Annotated in this window: 14 protein-coding genes; 9 read left to right on the forward strand and 5 right to left on the reverse strand. The window is 73.6% G+C overall.

What is annotated here, in order from left to right; genetic code table 11:
* The first annotated feature begins 20 nt into the window (after positions 1-20).
* A complete protein-coding gene (fxsT, locus tag ACGFX4_RS15075; protein WP_393073398.1) occupies positions 21-4,025 on the forward strand; it encodes an FxSxx-COOH system tetratricopeptide repeat protein in 4,005 nt (1,334 codons plus the stop codon).
* A 22-nt stretch (positions 4,026-4,047) separates the two neighbouring features.
* A complete protein-coding gene (locus ACGFX4_RS15080) occupies positions 4,048-4,992 on the forward strand; it encodes a 2-hydroxyacid dehydrogenase (RefSeq protein WP_393073401.1) in 945 nt (314 codons plus the stop codon).
* A 7-nt stretch (positions 4,993-4,999) separates the two neighbouring features.
* Here ACGFX4_RS15080 and ACGFX4_RS15085 read toward each other — a convergent pair whose 3' ends face one another.
* From ACGFX4_RS15085 to ACGFX4_RS15095, 3 genes are read right to left on the reverse strand one after another with little or no spacing between them, the layout of a single operon-like run.
* Positions 5,000-5,869, reverse strand: coding sequence for an alpha/beta fold hydrolase (locus ACGFX4_RS15085; RefSeq protein ID WP_393073403.1), 870 nt, complete (start codon positions 5,867-5,869; stop codon positions 5,000-5,002).
* Positions 5,870-5,891: 22 nt separating this feature from the next.
* On the reverse strand, positions 5,892-6,848 hold the full coding sequence (locus ACGFX4_RS15090; protein ID WP_393073406.1) for a DUF4231 domain-containing protein: 957 nt from the start codon (positions 6,846-6,848) through the stop codon (positions 5,892-5,894).
* 58 nt (positions 6,849-6,906) lie between these two features.
* Positions 6,907-7,656, reverse strand: a complete 750-nt coding sequence (locus tag ACGFX4_RS15095; protein WP_393073409.1) for a sugar isomerase domain-containing protein — start codon at positions 7,654-7,656, stop codon at positions 6,907-6,909.
* Between the two features lie 212 nt (positions 7,657-7,868).
* Between ACGFX4_RS15095 and ACGFX4_RS15100 the strand changes: the two genes are divergently transcribed.
* Positions 7,869-8,558, forward strand: coding sequence for a metal-dependent transcriptional regulator (locus ACGFX4_RS15100; protein ID WP_393073412.1), 690 nt, complete (start codon positions 7,869-7,871; stop codon positions 8,556-8,558).
* A gap of 509 nt (positions 8,559-9,067) precedes the next feature.
* Here the strand turns inward: ACGFX4_RS15100 and ACGFX4_RS15105 are convergent.
* Positions 9,068-9,766, reverse strand: a complete 699-nt coding sequence (locus tag ACGFX4_RS15105) for a bifunctional DNA primase/polymerase (RefSeq protein ID WP_393073415.1) — start codon at positions 9,764-9,766, stop codon at positions 9,068-9,070.
* Between the two features lie 205 nt (positions 9,767-9,971).
* Between ACGFX4_RS15105 and ACGFX4_RS15110 the strand changes: the two genes are divergently transcribed.
* Both ACGFX4_RS15110 and ACGFX4_RS15115 read left to right on the forward strand, forming a co-directional pair.
* A complete protein-coding gene (locus tag ACGFX4_RS15110) occupies positions 9,972-11,348 on the forward strand; it encodes a transcriptional regulator (protein WP_393073418.1) in 1,377 nt (458 codons plus the stop codon).
* A gap of 159 nt (positions 11,349-11,507) precedes the next feature.
* Positions 11,508-12,641: a hypothetical protein gene (locus tag ACGFX4_RS15115; protein WP_393073421.1), complete on the forward strand. Its 1,134-nt coding sequence runs from the start codon at positions 11,508-11,510 to the stop codon at positions 12,639-12,641.
* A gap of 63 nt (positions 12,642-12,704) precedes the next feature.
* On the opposite strand, the gene ACGFX4_RS15120 is transcribed toward ACGFX4_RS15115, so the two are convergent.
* A complete protein-coding gene (locus ACGFX4_RS15120) occupies positions 12,705-14,000 on the reverse strand; it encodes an ABC transporter substrate-binding protein (protein WP_393073424.1) in 1,296 nt (431 codons plus the stop codon).
* Between the two features lie 195 nt (positions 14,001-14,195).
* Between ACGFX4_RS15120 and ACGFX4_RS15125 the strand changes: the two genes are divergently transcribed.
* From ACGFX4_RS15125 to ACGFX4_RS15140, 4 genes are all read left to right on the forward strand, one after another.
* Positions 14,196-14,705, forward strand: a complete 510-nt coding sequence (locus ACGFX4_RS15125) for a hypothetical protein (protein ID WP_393073604.1) — start codon at positions 14,196-14,198, stop codon at positions 14,703-14,705.
* Positions 14,706-14,829: 124 nt separating this feature from the next.
* On the forward strand, positions 14,830-15,696 hold the full coding sequence (gene purU / locus ACGFX4_RS15130; protein WP_393073427.1) for a formyltetrahydrofolate deformylase: 867 nt from the start codon (positions 14,830-14,832) through the stop codon (positions 15,694-15,696).
* Between the two features lie 366 nt (positions 15,697-16,062).
* Entirely contained in the window at positions 16,063-16,518 is a 456-nt protein-coding gene (locus ACGFX4_RS15135) for an ATP-binding protein (RefSeq protein WP_393073430.1), read from the forward strand.
* A 422-nt stretch (positions 16,519-16,940) separates the two neighbouring features.
* The gene (locus ACGFX4_RS15140; protein WP_393073432.1) at positions 16,941-18,212 is read left to right on the forward strand and encodes an MFS transporter; all 1,272 of its coding nucleotides are present in this window, start codon (positions 16,941-16,943) and stop codon (positions 18,210-18,212) included.
* Positions 18,213-18,245 lie beyond the last annotated feature (33 nt).

Below are 18,245 nucleotides of genomic sequence, written 5' to 3' on the forward strand. Positions count from 1 at the left end.
ACTTGGGGGAGGGACCCGTCATGACCGACCGTAACGCCAGGAGCCCGCAGACCTACGGCCGCCGCCGCGACGCGGCGTCCGAGGACCGGCAGGGCCGCATCATCACCTTCTACTCCTACAAGGGCGGCACCGGGCGCACCATGGCGCTGGCCAACACCGCCTGGATCCTGGCCGCCAACGGCCACCGGGTGCTCGCCGTCGACTGGGACCTGGAGGCGCCCGGCCTCGGCCAGTTCTTCCGGCCGTTCCTCAACCCGGACGTGGTCGCCGCCACCACCGGCATCATGGACCTGTTCGCCGACTACCTGGAGGAGGCCCGCCGCCCGGTCGAGCGGGACCCCGACTGGTACGAGGACTTCACCCGGATCCACCGGCACGCCATCTCGCTGGCCTGGAACCAGTTCCCCGGCGCCGGACGGATCGACTTCGTCCCCGCCGGGCAGCAGAACCGCGACTACTCCGGCGGCTCCCGGGTCGACTGGGACGTGCTCTACGAACGCTACGACGGCCAGGACTTCATCCAGAGCCTGCGCGCCGACATGAAGCGCCGCTACGACTACGTCCTGATCGACAGCCGCACCGGCCTCACCGACACCGCCGACATCTGCACCGTCGAGATGCCCGACGACCTGGTGGTCTGCTTCACCCTCAGCGACCAGTCGATCGACGGCGCCTCGCGGATAGCGCGGGTGATCGAGGACCGCTACGGGGACCGCGAGATCCGGATCCTGCCCGTCCCGATGCGGATCGACGAGGGCGAGAAGGAGAAGGCCGACGCCGGCCGGGCGCTCGCCCGGATCAAGTTCTCCGGCCTGCCCGCCGGGCTCGGCGAACCCGACCTCTCCCGCTACTGGACCGGCGTGGAGATCCCCTACCGGCCGTTCTACGCCTACGAGGAGATCCTCGCCCCGTTCGGCGACCAGCCCGGCCTGCCCGGCTCGATGCTCGCCGCCTGCGAACGCCTCACCCGCGAGATCACCCAGGGCCGGGTCGCCGGACTCCCGGTGATGCCCGAGGACCTGCGGCTGCGCTACCTCGACGGCTTCGTCCGCCGCCGCCCCACCGCGCCCGCCGACCTCTACCTCAGCTACGTCCCCGAGGACCGCGCCTGGGCCGACTGGATCACCGCGCTGCTCGCCGACGCCGGCTTCCGGGTCGTCCCGCGCGACGTCTCGGCCGGCGCCAACCCGCGCTCCGCCACCGAACGCGGCATCGACTCCGCCTACCGCACCATCGCCCTGCTCTCCGCCGGCTACCTGCAGTCCCCGCAGGCCCAGGCGCTGTGGGACCGCACCGTGCTCGCCGACCCGGCCGGCGCCCGCCGCCAGCTGATCCCGGTCCGGGTCAGCGACGTGCGCCTCAATGCCCCGTACAACAGCCGCAACCCGGTCGACCTGATGGGCCGCGACGAGGCGCAGGCCGCCCAGATCCTGCTGCGCGTCCTCGGCCGCACCGAGACCGAGCTGCCCGATCGCACCCCCGGCGCGCCGCGCTTCCCCGGCACCAAGCCCACCTACTGGGAGGTGCCGCAGCGCAACCACTCCTTCACCGGCCGGATCAAGGTGCTGGACGACCTGCGGGCCCAACTGGCCGGCGGCACCACCGCCGTCCTCCCGCCGCCGCAGACCCTCTACGGGCTCGGCGGCGTCGGCAAGACCCAGGTCGCGCTCGAGTACGCGCACCGCTACATGTCGCACTACGACCTGGTCTGGTGGATCGACGCCGAGCAGACCGAGAACGTCGTCGTCGACCTCGCCGAACTCGCCTCCCGGCTCGGCCTGCGGGTCGGCGACAGCGTCAACGAGGCCGCCCACGCCGCCCGCGACGCCCTCCGCCAGGGCATCCCCACGCCCAACTGGCTGCTGATCTTCGACAACGCCGACGAACCCGCCGAGATCCGCCGCTACTTCCCCGACGGGCCCGGCCACATCCTGGTCACCTCCCGCAACCAGGGCTGGTCCGGCCAGGCCGGCGTGCTCAACGTCGACGTCTTCGACCGCGCCGAGTCCGTCGACCACCTCACCCGCCGGGTCCGCAACCTCACCCGGCAGGACGCCGACCGGGTCGCCGACGCCGTCGGCGACCTCCCGCTCGCCGTCGAGGTCGCCGCCGCCTGGCTGGAGACCACCCGCACCCCCGTCGAGGCGTACGTCAACCAGCTCAAGGCCGAGGCCACCAGGGTGCTCGCGGCCGGCGAGACCCCGGTCGACTACCCCACCCCGGTCGGGCTGACCTGGAACGTCTCCATCGCCCGGCTGCGCGAGCAGTCGCCCGCCGCCGTCCGGCTGCTGGAGCTGTGCGCGTTCTTCGCCCCCGAGCCGATCTCGCTGCGGCAGTTCTTCTTCTCCGAGCAGATGCGCCTCGCCCTCGTCCCCTACGACGCCGAGCTCACCGACACCTTCCTGCTCGGCAAGGTGCTGCGCTCGGTCAGCCGCTACGCGCTCGCCAAGACCGACGCCGCCAGCGACTCCTTCCAGGTGCACCGCCTCGTCCAGGCCGTCGTGCGCAGCGGGATGACCGAACTCGAACGCAACACCGCGATGCACCAGGTGCACGGCATCCTGGTCAGCGCCCGCCCCTCCCGCGGCGACACCGACGACCCGGCCAACTGGCCCACCCTGGAGAAGATCTGGCCGCACCTGACGCCCTCCCGGGCCCAGGACTGCGACGAGAAGGAGGTCCGCGAGCTGCTCATCGACCGCGTCCGCTACCTGTGGAAGCGCGTCGACCTCGACCAGGCCCTGCAGCTCGGCCGCCAGCTCGACACCACCTGGACCACCCGCTCCGACGTCGAGGCCGACCCCGAGGAGCAGCGCACCTGGCGGCGGCAGATCCTCTCGCTGCGCCTGCAGATCGCCAACGTGCTGCGCTCCCAGGGCTCCTACACCGAGGCGCTGGCCCTCAACGAGTCCACCCTGGCGGCCCAGCGGGCCCTGCTCGGCGAGCACAACCCGTACACCCTGATGACCGCCAGCTCGCTCGCCGCCGACCTGCGCTACCTCAACCGCTTCCAGGAAGCGCTCGCGATGGACCTGGACACCTACGACCAGTTCATCGAGCTGTTCGGCGAGGACGATCCGCGCACCCTCTCGGTCGCCAACAACCTGGCCATCGACCACCGGCTGGTCGGCAACAGCGTCGCCGCCCGCGACCTCGACCAGGACACCGCCGAGCGCCGCGCGGCCGTCCTCGGCCCGCTGCACCCGTACACCCTCTCCTCCAAGTCCTGCCTCGCCCGGGACCTGCGCGAGATGGGCGACTACAAGGGCTCGGTCGAACTGCTCCGGGAGGTGCTGGAGGCCTTCGCCGGGCTGGTCCAGGCCGACCTGCCCGAGGACCTGCGCAACTCCAAGTCGCTCGCCGTCTCGCTGCGCCGGGCCGGCGACTACGGCGAGGCCCGCGAGCTCACCGAGCGCACCTACCAGCGGTACATGGACCGGTACGGCCCCGACCACGCCGACTCGCTCGCCTGCCGGCTCAACCTGGCCGCCGACCTCAGCGCCGCCGGCGACAAGGAGACCGCCCGCGACATCGCCGCCGACGCGTACGAGGGCCACCGCCGGCTGCTCGGCGAGGACCACCCCTTCACCTACGCCTGCGAGAACAACCTCGGCATCTACCTGCGGGGCAGCGCGGACGTCGCGGGCGCCATCCACCACGGCGAGCAGGCGGTCGCCGGGCTCTCCCGGGTGCTCGGGCCCGACCACCCGTTCACGCTCAACGCCACCATCAACCTCGCCAACGCCTACGGCGACAACCAGCAGCTCGCCGAGGCCGAGCGGATCGGCCGCGTCGCCCTGGACGGCCTGGCCGCCCGGTACGGCGCCGGGCACCCCGACGCGCTGGTCTGCCAGGCCAACCTGGCGATCACCGTCCGGGCGGCCGGACGGCGGGCGGAGGCGGAGGCGCTGCGGATGAGAGCCCTCGCCGGGCTGGTCGAGCTGTTCGGTGAGGACCACCCCAGCGTGATGTCCAGCCGCGGCTGGCAGCGGATCAACCGCGACCTGGAGCCCCAGCCCATGTAGTGGTCCTGAGATGCTTGGCCACGTGCGAAAGGTATTCGTTGCGCGGCGCCTGGCGCCCGGAGTGGTGGAACGGCTCGGCGACCTCGCCGACGTGCACGACAGCGAGGCGCCGCTGCCGCGCGCCGAGCTGCTGGCGGCTGTCCGCGGCCGGGTCGCGGTGGTCACCACGCTGGACGAGCGGGTGGACGAGGAGTTCCTGGACGCGGCCGGGCCGGGCCTGAGGATCGTCGCCAACCACGCGGTGGGCACCCACAACATCGACCGGGCGGCGTGCGCCGCCCGCGGGGTGCTGGTCTCCAACACCCCCGGGGTGCTGACCGGCGCCACCGCCGACATGGCGTGGGCGCTGCTGCTGGCGGCCGCCCGACGGCTGGGCGAGGGCGAGCGGCTGCTGCGCTCGGGCGCGCCCTGGGCGTGGGCGCCGACCTTCATGCTGGGCGTGGAGCTGGCCGGTACGCCGCTGGGCGTGCTCGGCATGGGCCGGATCGGCCGGGCGGTGGCCCGCCGGGCGGCCGGCTTCGACATGCCGGTGAGCTACCACAACCGGACCCGCCTGCCGGCGGAGGACGAGCAGGGCGCCGGGTGGCTCCCGCTCGACGAGCTCCTGGCCGCCTCCCGCGTCCTGGTGGTCACCTGCCCGCTGACCGACACCACCCGGCACCTGCTGGACGCCGAGCGGATCGCCCGGCTCCCGCGCGGAGCGATCGTGGTGTCGATGACGGCCGGGGTGGTGGACGAGGCGGCCCTGGCCGCCGCGCTGGACAGCGGGCACCTGTTCGCCGCCGCGGTGGACAACTTCGAGCACGAACCCGCCGTCGGGCCCGCCCTGCTGGCCCAGGAGCGCGCCGTCCTCGCCCCGCACCTCGGCAGCGCCACCGTGGCCGCCCGGCGCGCCATGGGCGACCTCGCGGTGGACAACGTGCTCGCCGTCCTCGGCGGCGACCCGCCGCCCACCCGGGTGGAGTGACGGCCGGTCAGCCGTCGGCCGCCCAGCCGATCGCCCGGGCCATCTCCCGGAACGCGCCGAAGTGCGCCGCCCCCGGCTCCAGGTAGAGCTCGGCACCGGGGATGCGGTCGGCCAGCCACCGGGAGTGCGCCACCGGCGAGAACTGGTCGTCCGCGCCGTGCCACAGCCGGACCGGCCGGCGGATCGACTCCACCTCGAAGCCCCAGTCGGCGAGGAAGGCCAGCACGTCGTCGATCCAGCCGGCCGCGCCGAACCGGAACGCCTGCCGGTAGGTGGAGACCAGCATCCGGCGCAGGCCCGCGTCGGAGACCACCGAGCGGTCGGTGGGCGGCAGCTCGGGCACCAAGTCGCGGATCAGCCGCGCCGGGTCGCGGCGGATCACGTTCGACCGGACCTGGAACGCCCCGGCGATCTGCGGCTGGCCCAGTTCGGCCTGCCGGTAGGCGTGCACGTTGGACGGCGTCATCCCCTCGTACCAGTCCAGGCCCTCCGCGTGCCGGGGCGCGAGGCTCACCAGCACCGCCAGCCGGGTCACCCGCTCCGGCAGCAGCGCCGCGCACGCCAGCGCGTGCGGCCCGCCGCCGGAGCGGCCGAGCACCGCGAACCGGCCGAGCCCCAGCGCGTCCGCGATCACCGCCACGTCCTCGGCCGCCGCCGCCACCGTCCGGCCCGCCAGCCGCGCGGAGTCGCCGTACCCCGGCCGGTCGAAGGAGATCAGCCGGACCCGCATCCGGGACAGCACGCTGCTGCGCGGCGCCGGCCCGCCGCGGCTGCCCGGCGTCCCGTGCAGCAGGAACACCGGACGGCCGCCCGGATCCCCGGCGGTCTCCACCGCCAGGACCCGCCCGCCGGGCGCCTCCACCAGCCGCGTCGTCACCACACGAACCCCCCGTCGGTCATCAGGTGATGTCCAGGCTGCGCACCTCGCGGCGGGCCTGCCAGGTGGTGTGCTCCCGCGAGATGGCGTCCTCCGAGTCCCGGGCCAGCCGCGCCCAGCTCTCCTCGGCGTCCGCCGACTCCAGGTCCAGCGTGGCCAGCTGGACCTCCACCTTGGCCAGCTCCGCGGCCGCCAGGGCGTACGCGGCGGCCTGCGGCCGGTACTGGCGCAGCTGCGCCCAGGCCGCCACCGAGGCGGCCACCGCGGAGATCGCGCCCAGCGCGTCGAAGGTGAACCAGCCGAGCGCCCGCGCCACCGCGAGCCCCAGGCCCACCAGCGGCAGCACGATCGCCAGCCGCCCGGCCCGGCGGGAGGCGTTGCGGCAGTACTGCGCCTTGCCCTGGTACCAGTCCCGCTGGGTGCGGACCCGCTCCCGGACGTACACCTCGCGGCGCACCGAGAGCGGCTGGCCGCGCAGCTGCTCCATCCGCTCGGTGATCTGCGGGTGGCGCGTCGGGGCGCGCCAGCCGCTCAGCTCGACGGCCATCCCCGACATCCCCGGGATCACCTGCTCGGTGTCGAACTCGCCGAGGATGCCGTTGAGCTGGATGTCGTACAGCCGCTCGGCGTCCGGCAGCCGGCGGGGCGGCGGCAGGTAGGAGTCGGCGCGCACCGCGTACTTCCACACCAGGGTCTTCACCGACTCGGCGACCGCCCGGCCGTCGTACCAAAGCCGCTGCGGGTTCTGCCGGGCCATCAGGGCGGCCGTCGTCAGCGCGCCCAGGTAGGCGGCGGCGGCCGCCCAGGCCCAGCCGGCGCCGTCCGCCGAGCCGGTCGCGGCGGCCGCGACCAGCAGCAGCAGCTCCCAGCGGGACAGCGTGACGGCGCGGCCCTGGCCCTGGACGGAGGCGCCGTCCGCCGCCCAGAACAGCCGGGGCAGCAGGTCCTGCTCCCGGACGAACCCGATCGACCCAGCCACCCCGACCCCCCGTCGTCACCGCACCGGTCGGACAAGTACTACCCGCGTGACGGAGGAATTACCAGGCGTAGAAGATGCGGTCGGCGTTGTCGGCCATCGCCTTGGCGTTCCACGCGGTGCCGCCGTCGACGTTGCCGCTGCGGAACAGCGGCGGGGTGACGCCCCGGTCGGCGAGCCGGCCGATCGCCGAGGCCACCACGGCCTGCATCAGCGCGCTGGTGACGATGGTGGAGACCGAGCCGAAGGGGGCGCCGGCCGCCGGGTGGTCGAGCTCCCCGTCACCGACCGCGATCTTGCTGTCCAGCACCAGGTCGCAGTTGTCCTTCAGGTACGTCCCGGACGGGTGGTGGGAGGACACCTCCTCGGGATACGCGAGCGAGGTGACGCCGATGACCGTCATGCCCCGCTCGCGGGCGTGCCGGGCCAGCTCGACCGGCATCACCTGACGGCCGGAGAGCGAGATCAGGAAGAGCAGGTCGCCCGGGCCGGCCGGGGTGAGGTCCAGGGTGGCGGTGGCGAGCCCGGAGACCCGCTCCAGGGCGCTGCCGAGCGGCGCTGGCATCACGTTGACGCCGGTCATCCCCGGGACGTTCAGCAGGTTGATCACCACCAGGCCGCCGGCCCGGTAGACCACGTCCTGGGCGGGCAGCGAGGAGTGCCCGGCGCCGAAGGTGAAGATCCGGCGACCGTTCTGCACCGCCTCGGCGAGCAGCTCGGCGGCGGCGTCGATCCCGGCCGCCTCCTCGCTGCGGACCCGCTCCAGGTGCGCGATGGCGGCGTCGAGGTACTGCCCGACCAGGTCGGTCATCAGGGGCTCCGTCCAGTCCGTCCAGAGTGTGGGCGGCCGGGTGGTCCAGACCGCGCAATGGAGAAAGATACGGCTCGCACCGTGCTGCGCGGGACGGCTCGCTGTCAACCGGTACGAAAAGGTCCGGGCATAGGCGCCGGGCGAGTCCGGTTGTCACTGCGGTACGTCAGAATTGGCGGTGAGGACACCGAAGATTGGGAGCGCAGGGGCCGATGTCTGGGCTGATCGACACGACTGAGATGTACCTCCGCACCATTCTGGAGCTGGAGGAAGAGGGCATCAATCCGATGCGCGCCCGGATCGCCGAGCGCCTTGAGCAGAGCGGCCCCACCGTGAGCCAGACCGTCGGCCGGATGGAGCGCGACGGCCTCCTCCAGGTCGCCGAGGACCGGCACCTGGAGCTGACCGACGAGGGCCGCAAGCTGGCCGTCCGTGTCATGCGCAAGCACCGGATCGCCGAGTGCCTGCTGGTCGACGTGATCGGCCTGGAGTGGGAGCAGGTCCACGAGGAGGCCTGCCGCTGGGAGCACGTGATGAGCGAGACGGTGGAGCGCAAGGTGCTCGCCATGCTCGGCCACCCGACCCAGTCCCCGTACGGCAACCCGATCCCGGGGCTGGACGAGCTCGGCGACGCCAAGGCCGAGGGCGAGGGCTTCGACGCCGGCCTGGTCACGCTGGACGCGGTGGCCGCGGCCGAGGCGGCCGACGTGGTGGTCCGCCGGATCGGCGAGCCGATCCAGACCGACGGCGAGCTGATGCGCACGCTGCGCCGGGCCGGGGTCCGCCCCGGGGCGACCGTGCAGGTGTCCGCGGGCATCGGCGGGGTGCTGGTCGGCACCGGCGAGAGCGCCGCCGAGCTGCACAAGGACATTGCCGCGCACGTCTTCGTCGCCCAGCCGTAGCGCCACGGCACGACCCGCGGGCAGACCCGAGGCCCGGTGCGTCCCCACGCACCGGGCCTCGTGTGCTCCCACCCCGCCCCCCGCCCCCGGCCGCTCCACCTCCGACCCCGAGCTCGGAAGGTGGTGCGACCCGTTCCCCCGCTGTTTCCTCCCCTGCTGCCTCCGTCGTTCGGCTTCCCCGTCCGAACGCCCCGCCGGCAGCCCCCCGGCCCCGGTGCCCCCTCGTGCCCCCTGCTCGGTCTCCCTCCTCGGCGGCCCTCCTCGCTCCCGTTCGCTCCCTGCGCTGTCGAGGAGGATGATCCCCTCGGCACATCCGGCCAATCCTTGAGCGCTGTCACTCGTCCGAGGGGCTTGCCGGGTTGACCTGCGGGTACACCGGTTCTTTCCCGCACGGACGACCGACGGGCCCCGTCTCCGGTGGGAGACAAGGCCCGTCGGCGCCGCGCGGGGTGTCGCGCGGTCCGCGCCCCTCACCTGTTAGGCGTAGGGCACCGTTCTCGAAGGAGTGGTCAACGCACTCCCACGGGCCGGCTCGGCGCGGGCCGGGCGGCCGGGACCTCCCGGCCGCAGGCGTACGCCAGCGGGCTGATCAGCTCCGCGGCGTCCGGCAGCCAGCGGTTGATCGCGGACGGCGGCCGGGCCCACTGGGCGAAGCTGTAGCCGCCGATCCGGGACGGCGGGGCGACGATCCAGTCGCCCTCGCCGCGCGCCACCAGGTCGAGCCGCCCGGGCGCCCAGCCGAGCTTGCGGAGCATCTCCGGCAGCTTGGCCAGCACCCCCGGCAGCACCAGGAAGTGCAGCCGCCGCCCGACCTGCCCGGCCGCCATCGGCGCCGCGACCACCGGACCGAGCTGCAGGCCCATCCGCTCCATCCGGGCCAGCGCCAGGCAGCCGGCCACCTCCGGGACGTCCAGCACGTCGAAGGAGCGGCCGGTCGGCAGCAGGATCGATGCCTGCGGGTGCTCCGTCCACCACTTGCGGACCACCCCGGGCCCCGCGCTCGCCCGGCGGCGCCAGTCGGCGCCGGCGGCCGGGTGCGCGCCGGGCAGCTCGCAGCGCGGCTCGCCGCAGGAGCAGCGCGCCGGGCCGTCGCCGTCGATCAACCAGGTGCCGGGGGCAACCTCCCAGTGGCGGTCCTCGGCGTAACTGACGGCTTCGATGAGGAGCGGGGGCAGGCCCTGCTCGGGGGGTCCTGGGGTGTCTTCCACACGGGGTTCAACTACCGTCGGTGAGTGGGGTTACGGGCCGGGACATGCGGGTTCCGGACCAGGGGCGGTAACGGGCGCAGTGGGGGCGCACAGGGGCATTCGCCAGGGCGCGTGGGGAGTGGATCCGTCACCGTGGGTATTCCGATGGTTGTTTGCACAGTCGTCGCCGCCGGTCGGGGCCGGTGGCGTTGGGGAGGCGAAGCCCATGGCCGCGAGACCACTCGTCGCACGAGAGCCCAACGAGCGTCTGCAGCAGCTGATCCAGGAAGCGGGCTGCTCCAACGCGGGCCTCGCCCGCCGGGTCAACCTCTGCGGCGCCGAACACGGCCTCGACCTGCGCTACGACAAGACCTCGGTGGCCCGCTGGCTGCGCGGCCAGCAGCCGCGCGGCCAGGCGCCCGCCGTGATCGCCGAGGCGCTCGGCCGCAAGCTCGGCCGGGGCGTCACGGTCGAGGAGATCGGCATGGCCGACGGCAAGAGCCTCAGCTCGGCCGTGGGCCTGCAGTTCGCGCCCAGCCTGGCCGCCGCGCTGGAGCAGATCTGCGAGCTGTGGCGCAGCGACGTCGGCCGCCGGGACTTCCTGGCCGGCGCGACGGTGGCCGCCTCCGCGCTGGTCGAGCCCAGCCGGGACTGGCTGATCACCCCGCCCGACCCGGTGGTGGCCCGCAGCGGCGGCACCCGGGTGGGCCCGGCCGACGTGGCGGCGATCCGCGCCACCACCCAGATGCTGGTCGACCTGGACCACCGGTTCGGCTCCGGCCACGTGCGCCCCGTGGTGGTGCACTACCTCAACAGCGTGGTCTCCGGCTTCCTCGGCGGCTCGTACCGGGAGGAGACCGGCCGTCAACTCTTCGGGGCGGTCGCCCGGCTGACCGAGCTGGCCGGCTACATGGCGGTGGACACCGGCCAGCCCGGCCTCGCCCAGCGCTACTACATCCAGGCCCTGCGCCTCGCCCAGGCCGCCGACGACCGCGGCTACGGCGGCTACGTGCTGGCCGCCTCGATGAGCCACCTGGCGGCCACCCTGGGCAATCCGCGGGAGATCGCCCAACTCGCCCGCGCCGCGCAGGAGGGTGCCCGCTCGGTCGCCACCCCGACCGCGATGGCGATGTTCTACGCGGCCGAGGCGCGCGGCCACGCGCTGCTCGGCGACGCGGTCTCCTGCGAGCTGGTCGCCTCCCGGGCGCTGGAGTCGATGGAGCGGCGCAACCCGGAGGAGGACCCGGACTGGATCGTCCACTTCGACGAGGCCTACCTCGCGGACGAGTTGGCGCACTGCCACCGCGACCTGCAGCAGGGCGAGCAGGCCGAGCGGTACGCCCGCACCGCCCTCGAACTGCACCCCGCGCACCGGGTGCGCCGGCGCGCGGTCGACCTGGTGCTGCTGGCCACCGCGCAGCTGCAGCAGCGCGACCTGGAGCGGGCCTGCGAGACCGGCGCGGAGGCGGTCCGCCTGCTCAGCGGACTGCGTTCCAACCGGGGCGTGGAGTACCTGGACGACTTCCGCAGCAGGCTGGAGCCGTACCGCGCGCACCGGGCGGTGAGGGAGTTCCAGGCCCGGATGGACGGGGAGGCCGCCTGAGCGGGCAAACCCGGCGTAGTCACCTGCGGCGGTGAACAGGTAGCGTGGGGCCGCAGTTGTGGTCCGCCGTCAGCGAGCGTGCGGGACAAGCACAGGTGAGGAATCGCGTTGAGCCAGCGCCGCTCGTATTCGAACTCCGGGGACTTCAACCTGGACGACTTGTTCAGGCCCGAGCCCGGGGACGCCCAGCAGCCCCCCGCGGCCCAGCAGCCGCCTGCGGTGCCGCAGCAGCAGGCGGCACCGCCGGTGGCGGGCCAGGGCGGGCCCGAGTACTGGGGCCCGCCGCCGCAGGCCGCCCAGGGCGTCCCGCAGGCCGCCCCGGTGGCGGACCACGCCCCGGAGACCCAGTACCTGCCGCCGTACCCGGCCGCCGACCCGTCGGTGGGCGGTGCCGCGCCCGCGCAGCCCTACCAGCAGCCCGGCCAGACCTTCGGCGGGCAGCAGTCCTTCGACGCGTACGGGCAGCCCGTGCCGCCCGCGCAGCCGTACCAGCAGCCGGGCCAGCAGCCCGGCCAGACCTTCGGTGGGCAGCAGTCCTTCGGCGGTCAGCAGGCCTTCGGCGATCAGCAGCCGTTCGGCACCCCGGCGTACGGGCAGCCGGCCCAGCCCGCGCAGCCGGCGTACGAGCCGTCGTACGGTGCGCCCGCCGCGCCGGGCCGGGCGAACAACCAGAAGCTGATCATCGGCGGTGTGGTGGCCGGTGTGGTCGCGGCCGGCATCCTGGTCGCGGTGCTGATGAGCGGCGGCGGCGAGGAGGGCGACAAGGGCGGCGGTGCCCCGGTGGCCAAGAGCAGCGCCTCGCAGTCGGCCCAGGCCGGCGGGGACGGTGCGCTGAGCCCGGAGGCGAAGGCCCAGGCGCAGGCGCTGTCCGATCTGCTGGGAACGGCGAGTTCCAGCCGCCAGGCGGTGGTCTCCGCGGTGGCCGCCGCGACCAAGTGCGAGAACCTGCCCGACGCCCAGGCCAAGCTGACCGCGGCCGCCGCGCAGCGCCAGGACCTGCTGACCAAGCTGGCCGCGCTCAAGGTCGACAAGCTGCCGGACGGCGGCAAGCTGGCCGAGCAGCTGCAGAAGGCCTGGCAGGCCTCGTCCAACGCGGACTCCGAGTACGCGCTGTGGGCGGGCGACTCGGTGGCCGGCGGCTGCGACCCGGCCAAGGCCAAGGACAACCCGCACTACAAGAACGGCAACGACGCCAGCGGCCAGGCGACCACCGCGAAGTCCTCCGCGTCCGAGCTGTGGAACGCGATCGCGGGCAAGGCCGGCCTGCCGACCAAGGACAAGTCGGAGCTCTGACCGGTACGACGGCCAAGGGGCGGGGACCGACCGGTCCCCGCCCCTTGGCCGTACTGCCGTGGATCACGCCGGGGCCTTGCCCCCGGTCAGCACCCAGCGGACGTCGATGAAGCCCTTGTGCTGCTCGACCAGTCGCCCGCCCTGCACCTGCTGGAAGGTGACCGAGGTGTTGACCAGGCGCGGCGAGTCGGCGCTCGGCAGCATGCTGGTCATGCCCCAGCTGAGCGGCGGGGTGGCGCCGCCGGTGTCGATCGGGTCGCCGCTGTCCAGCACGGTGCGCAGCGCCTTGGCGGTGAGCTGCTTGCTCTTGTCGGTCCGCTCGGCGGCCTGCCGGAAGACCTCGTAGGCGACCCAGGTGGTCTGCACGCCGGGGTCGGCGACGTCGATGGTGGCGCCGTTGCCGTAGGTGCGGGCGGTGGCGCGCAGGTTGTCCCAGACCGGCGAGGACTCGGCGGGGAACCAGGCGGTGGCGTAGGCGCCGCGCAGCGGGCCGCTGTCGCCGCCGGTGGAGTCGACCACGGACTGCTGGAAGCTGCCGATCACCGAGGCGAGCTGGGTGTTCTTCGGCGCGAGCCGGCGGTACGGGTCGAGCAGGTTGGAGGTGGGCTCGGCGCCGAGCGCGCTGATCACGCAGGTGCCGGGCCGGTCGTCGCCGATCGCCTTCTTGGCGACCGCGGAGTAGTCGTTGGACATCTCCGGCGCCTTGACGTCGGTCAGCTTCACCGAGGTCTGCTTGATCGCCCCGGCGAGGTAGCCGGCCAGGGTGTCGCCGCCCCGGGTGTCGGGCCGGATCAGCGCCAGGCTCTTGCAGCCGGCCTCGATCAGCTGGCGTCCGCTGCCGGCGACCAGTGCGGGCATGCCGCCGGCCACCGGGTAGGAGAGCGGGCTGGTGAACTCCGGGCTGGAGAGGCCGTAGCCGCCCAGGTACGGGATGCCGGCGGTCTCCAGGGTGGACATGAAGTTGGTGCCGAACTGGCTGGCCGAGCCGATCACCGCCGCGACGTGCGCGTCCACGGCCTGCCGGACGCAGGCGGCGACGCCGTCCGAGGTGTTGTGCTCGTTGCAGGTGAGCACCCGCACCTTGTGGCCGTTGATCCCGCCCTTGGCGTTGAGCTCGCGGCCGATCGCGTCGGCGAGGGCGGTCATGCCCGGCCGGTCCGTGGAGCCGGTGCCGGAGGGCGCCCAGGTCATCACGGTGAGGTCCTGGGCCACGTCCGCGGCGCCGGCCGGGCCTCCGCAGGCGGAGGCGGCGAGGACCGCGGGGAGCAGCGCGGCGACGGCGGCGAGCGCTCTGGCCGGACGGCGGCGGTCACCTCGTCCGGCGCTGCGACGGTGGTCGGACGCTCCGATCCTCGACATGCTGGTCCCCTCCCCGGGAATGGGTGCCCGTGCACCAGAAGCGCTGCAACTGGCCGGATCAAGCCTTGACCTGCGCGGGCAAGGCGAATGGGAATCCTGGTGAACGGCCGGCCAACGAGGTGGGAACACCGGGGGGTGACGCGTGTAGAAGTCGGACCGTCGGGGAACGTACGATCGACTGCTGTGTCGGACACCATGGATGAAACTCGGTATCGGTCCGCCCGAACCCCTTCTCGAACGGGCCGCGGCTCCAGCACGATGGGCGGCATGCCCCTGACTGACCTGCCCTGGTGGCGCTGGCGGGCCCGGATCCGCTCGGCGCTGCACATGCTGTCCGACCCCGCGTTCCAGCAGGAGGCGTGGCTGGACGGCCCGGGCGGCTACGGCGACGCCACCGACGCCGTCTACCGCCTGGTCGAGGACACCTGGCTGGACCGCTGGTCGGCCGAGAAGTACGTCGGCACGATCTTCCGCGACTCCGCCGAGGCGGTCGCGGTGGACGCCGTGGTGCTGCGGGTGCTGCGGATCCTGCACGAGGTCGGCGCCGAGGCCCCGGCCACCGGGTACCTCGGCCACCGGGACTGGCCGGACGCCGTCCGGTCCGCCCGCGAGGCGCACGTCCGGATGGCCGTCGCCGACGGCGACGACCCGGACCTGCCGCCCACCCCGCTGGAGGCGCTGCACCTGCTCACCCGGGTGTCCTGACCCCGGGGGAGGGGCCCGCCGGTGGGGGCCGGTCTCGGGGTTCGGGCGGTCGCGCGGGGGGTGTCCGTTCTGTGACAGTCTTGTCCATCCGCGCCAAGACCAAGCCAGAATCGGGGCCCGTACCGTGGAAGAGCCGACCGCCAGCGCCCAGTACGTCCTCACGCTGTCCTGCCCGGACAAGCAGGGGATCGTGCACGCGGTCTCCAGCTACCTCTTCATGACGGGCTGCAACATCATCGACAGCCAGCAGTTCGGGGACGCCGGCAGCGGTCTGTTCTTCATGCGGGTGCACTTCACCGCCGAGCAGCCGGTCACCGCGGACAAGCTGCGGGCCAGCTTCGCGGCGATCGGGGCCTCGTTCCGGATGGACTGGCAGATCCACGCGAGCACCGACCGGATGCGGGTGCTGCTGATGGTCTCCCGGTTCGGCCACTGCCTGAACGACCTGCTCTTCCGCACCCGGATCGGCGCGCTGCCGATCGAGGTGGCCGGCGTGGTCTCCAACCACACCGACTTCCGGGCGCTCACCGAGTCGTACGGGATCCCGTTCCACCACCTTCCGGTCACCCGGGAGACCAAGCCGCAGGCGGAGCGGCAGCTGCTCGACCTGGTCGCCGAGGAGCGGGTGGACCTGGTGGTGCTGGCCCGGTACATGCAGGTGCTCTCGGACGACCTGTGCAAGGAGCTGTCCGGCCGGGTGATCAACATCCACCACTCCTTCCTGCCGAGCTTCAAGGGCGCCAAGCCGTACCACCAGGCGCACGCCCGCGGCGTGAAGCTGATCGGCGCCACCGCGCACTACGTCACCGCCGACCTGGACGAGGGCCCGATCATCGAGCAGGAGGTCGCCCGGGTCACCCACGACGTGACCCCGGACCAGCTGGTCGCGCTCGGCCGGGACGTGGAGTGCCAGGCGCTGGCCCGCGCGGTCAAGTGGCACAGCGAGCACCGGGTGCTGCTGAACGGCTCCCGCACGGTGGTCTTCGCCTAGGGCTCGCCCGAGGGCGCTCGGCGCCGTTCGAGCGCCGCTGGACATACGTAGCAAGGGTGGTTCGCTCGTGGCGACCCCTTGCGCACCGCCCCGTGGCGGTACCTTCGTCGTACTCGGGCAGGGCTCCACCGACCGGTCGTGCGAAGTGCCGTGCGAAGCCCGGCAGGGTGAGCGGGACAGTATGCACCGAGCTGTCCCCCGATCGCTGGAATATGCCCGAAGCGCTTGCTGCGTCCTCCCCGCGGAATCATTCTGAGGCGTATTCGTGTCGATGCGAAGGGCAGACCGAGCAGGCATCCCAGCGGTGCGCGGCCGGCCGGCCGGCGTGGTCATGCGGGCCGAATACCGAGTGCGGGTGGTGGAGCGGTGCAGGTACTTCAGGTACAGCTGGCGGTCCAGGCGGACCCGGCCGAGGTCGGTCGCGCACGGAAGTGGGTCCGGGCCCGGCTCGCGGGCAACGGCCTCGACCCGGACGCGCCGGTCGCCGAGACCCTGGTGCTGGTGGTCTCGGAGCTGGTGACCAACGCGGTGGTGCACACCGGTTCGCCCGCGGTGCTGAGGCTCACCCTGCCGGTGGTCGCCGACGCGGTCGCCTCGACGGTCCGGGTGGAGGTCGCCGACAGCAGCCACGCCGCCCCCGCCCCGCGCCGGGCCGGCTGCGACGAGGACGCCACCAACGGCCGCGGCCTGGAGCTGGTGGAGCTGCTGTGCGACCGCTGGGGCTGGTACCCGGACGGCTCCGGCAAGCGGGTCTGGTGCGAGATCGACCCGACCGCGGGCATCCACGTCGAACGGCAGGAACCGGTCGCCTTCGTGCTGTGATCCGCACCCTCGGTGTGCGCCGGGCGCGTGCCCTCCACGCCCTCCGCGCCGGGGTCGTGCCCCCGCGAACCCGGAACTGGCGGGAAACCTTCCGAATTTCGGACTACCCATTGACGTGACGTATCCGACTGATCACTCTTGGGTGCAGCTCTCCGTCGCGAGGGGACGCCGAGGGACACCGAGCGGTGCCGACACACAGGGGGTCGTTGGCTGCCCGCCGGCCGGTTCCTCGGCGAGTGCGGAGCGCAGGCGCCCCGGCTTCAGGGCCCGCGGGCGCCCCGCCGGATGGCGGTCCGCCGTGCCGTGCTCGGGGTGCGTGCGGAGGGCCGCCGTCCGGCCGGTCCGGGATCCGGGCGGGCCGGTTCCGCATCGTGACCCAAAATCACTGGAAAACCCCAGTGGTCTACACCAAAACTGAGTCCGTGACCGTACCCGAACTCCAGCACGCCGCCCCCACCGCGCCTGCCGACGAACGGCTCCCACCGGCGATCTGGTCCCGCAACTTCCGGCTCTACTTCACCGCCCGCTCCGCCGGCCTGCTGAGCGACGCGATGCTGCCGGTCGCCGTCTCGGTCGGCCTGCTGGCGGCCGGCCACCCGCTCTCCACCGTCGGCTACGCGATGGCCTGCGTGCTCGGCCCGTTCGCCGGCCTGGTGCTGGTCGGCGGCGTCCTGGCGGACCGCTTCACCGCCCGCCGCCTGATGATCCTCGCCGACCTGGTCAACCTGGTCACCCGGGTGCTGCTCGCGGTGCTGTTCTTCCGCGGCGTGGACCAGCTCTGGCAGCTCTACGCCCTGCTCGTGGTGGCCGGCACCGCCGCCGCGATGTTCCAGCCCGGCGCCGCCTCCACCGTCCCGCTGGTCGCCCGGGACGTGCAGGGCGCCAACGGCGTGCTGCGGATCTCCGAGGCCGCCACCACCCTGCTCGGCCCGGCCGTCGCCGGCCTGCTGGCCGGCGCGGCCACCGGCTGGGTGATGGTGATCGCCGCCGTCACGTACGGCATCAGCGCGCTCTGCCTGTTCCTGCTGCGGCTCGGACCGGTGCCCGCCCCGCCGGCGGGCGACAGCCTGTGGCGCAACCTGGTGGTCGGCTGGCACGAGTTCCGCTCCCGCAGCTGGATGTGGGGCGTGATCGTGATCTGGATGTTCTTCACCGTCCTCTCCTGGGGACCGCTGATGCCGCTCGCCGCCGGCCTGGTGGTGCCCGGACACGGCGCGACCGCGTACGGACTGCTCAACTGCGCGTTCGGCGCGGGCACCGTGGTCGGCGGACTGATCGCGATCCGGGTCAAGCCGGCCAGGCCGCTGGCCGGCGGGGCGCTCGCCCTGCTGGCCTTCCCCGCCCAGCAGTTCGCGCTCGCCCTCGACCTGCCGGTGGCCGCGCTGGCCGGCGCCGCACTGCTCTCCGGAGTCGGCATCACCTTCTGGGGCGTCATGTGGGCCACCAGCGTGCAGACCCAGGTGCCCGGCGAGGTGCTCAACCGGGTGCACGCCTACGAGGTGGCCGGCTCGGTCTGCATGTTCCCGCTCGGCGCCGCCCTGGCCGGCCCGGCCGCCGAGGCGTTCAGCCCGCGCGAGGTGCTGGCCGGCGGGGGAGCGGTGACCCTGCTGGTCGCCGCCGCGCTGCTGCTGGCCGCCCCGATCCGACGGCTGCGCCGGGTGCCGGACGACGCGGGCGGACTGTCCGCATCCTGACGGTCCCTGGCAGCAAAACCCCTCGCGGCGGGC

The sequence above is a fragment of the Kitasatospora sp. NPDC048365 genome, from assembly GCF_043200835.1.
GTDB lineage: Bacteria > Actinomycetota > Actinomycetes > Streptomycetales > Streptomycetaceae > Kitasatospora > Kitasatospora terrestris.